The organism is Methylobacterium sp. WL116, from assembly GCF_008039455.1.
Classification (GTDB): domain Bacteria; phylum Pseudomonadota; class Alphaproteobacteria; order Rhizobiales; family Beijerinckiaceae; genus Methylobacterium.
Window position 1 is genome coordinate 1 of sequence record NZ_VRUV01000736.1, and the last position, 1,733, is coordinate 1,733.

The 1,733-nt window shown below is 68.3% G+C and carries 3 protein-coding genes; 1 reads left to right on the forward strand and 2 read right to left on the reverse strand.

Annotated elements, in window-relative coordinates:
• Positions 1 to 159: 159 nt before the first annotated feature.
• Positions 160 to 660, forward strand: coding sequence for a protein-export chaperone SecB (gene secB / locus FV223_RS26780; RefSeq protein WP_147729755.1), 501 nt, complete (start codon positions 160 to 162; stop codon positions 658 to 660).
• A 144-nt stretch (positions 661 to 804) separates the two neighbouring features.
• Here secB and FV223_RS26785 read toward each other — a convergent pair whose 3' ends face one another.
• Positions 805 to 1,131, reverse strand: a complete 327-nt coding sequence (locus FV223_RS26785; RefSeq protein ID WP_147729756.1) for a DNA-binding transcriptional regulator — start codon at positions 1,129 to 1,131, stop codon at positions 805 to 807.
• Positions 1,106 to 1,468, reverse strand: coding sequence for a type II toxin-antitoxin system RelE/ParE family toxin (locus FV223_RS26790; protein WP_187276262.1), 363 nt, complete (start codon positions 1,466 to 1,468; stop codon positions 1,106 to 1,108). The genes FV223_RS26785 and FV223_RS26790 overlap by 26 nt, the downstream gene beginning before the upstream one ends.
• Positions 1,469 to 1,733: the final 265 nt, after the last annotated feature.

Below are 1,733 nucleotides of genomic sequence, written 5' to 3' on the forward strand. Positions count from 1 at the left end.
CCGCGGCGCGGGGTCCGCGCGCCGTCCGGCGCCTCGCTTGTCCGCATCGAACGGGCATGTTAGCGGCCTCGCCTCTGCCCACGACCGCACAGGCATGGCGGTCACCCGTAGCCATCGGCCCGCGGCCGGTGTTCGATCTTTCGAGAAGGATGACCCGCCATGGCCGATTCCCCCGCACCGAACGGCAACGGGCAGGCCGACGAGGCCCCCGCGATCAACGCGCTCGCGCAGTACACCAAGGACCTGTCCTTCGAGAACCCGAACGCGCCGCGCTCGCTCCAGCCCCAGGAGGGCCAGGGCCCGCAGATCAACATCCAGGTCAACGTCAACGCGCAGCAGCTCGCCGAGGCCGACTTCGAGGTCGAGCTGACGCTGGAGGGCGACGCCAAGATCAACGGCGACGTGCTGTTCGCCTTCGACCTGAAGTATGCCGGCGTGTTCCGCATGCGCAACATCCCGCAGGACCAGGTCCACCCGGCGGTGATGATCGAGTGCCCGCGCCTGCTGTTCCCGTTCGCCCGCCAGATCGTGGCCGAGGCCGTGCGCAACGGCGGCTTCCCGCCGCTCTACATCGACCCGATCGACTTCGTCGGCCTCTACCGCCAGAAGGCGATGGAAGCCCAGGGCGCCGGCGAGGCGACCGGCCCCCTCGCCTCCTGAGTTCCGCGGCCTCCCGCGTCTCGACGACAGCCCGGCCGCGCGCGCGGCCGGGCTGTTTCGTTTTCACGGGAAACACCGCATCCGGGCGGCTCGCAGAAAGCGATCCGCCGGCGCGGACAGCCCGGCCGGCACGCCCGGGGCGCGTTACAGGATCGCTTCGATGCCCTTGTGGCTCACCAGCGAGAGCAGCTTGAGCGAGGGACCGCCAGGCTTGGCGTCTCCCCGCTCCCACTTGCTCACCAGCGAGGTCGTCACGTTGAGAGCCTTGGCGAAGATCGCCTGGCTCATGTTGGCCTGTTCGCGGATCCGCCGGATGCTCTCGGGCGGCAGCGGCTCGATGGGCGTGAGGCACGAAACATCGAACCGGCGCAGCGTCGCCTTGTCGATCGCCCCGATGGCGTGAAGGTCGCTCGTGGCCTCGTGGATCGATTGAAGCAGATCGCTCCTATAGGTCCGTTTCGGGCTTCTCATCGGAGAGGTCCTTCCACCCCTGGGTTTCGGCAAGCGTCTCGAATCCGGCGTCGCCGACATCTGCGAGGATCTTCGCGAACGCGCGAAGGGTCGTCAGTTCGGCACCCTTGATGTTGGGTTGGACGTTCTTGGGAAAGATGTGCAGGACGACGCATCGCCGGTCCGTGACCAGGAAGAGGACGGCACGGAAATCGCCGTTTCGGCCGACGTGCTGCTTGTACAGGTGAGCGCCGATCTCGGCGTCCACCAGCCGGAGATTGGCCTTCTCGGCGGCCTTGGCGAGCGTGCCCGCGGCGATCTTGCCCTTGCAGGCCTGCTTCCATGCCGAGCGGGTCACGAAAAGTCTCATGACACCCCCGACATGGACCGAACCTCGATCCGTTCGGCGGCCTCTCAAGACCGGGAACGCAAGCGCTCGGTACCGACGCCCAAAGTATAGGAACGAATCCTACGGTTCAAGCCTCTCCCCGATCCCGGGGCAGCGCCGCCCTCGGTGCCGTGGAGACCCTCACCGCGCCACGCCGCGATAGGCGGCCGCCAGCGTGCGCAGCGCCGCGGCGGCGCGCGGGTCCGGCGCCTGCGCGTGCAGCACGATCCGGGTG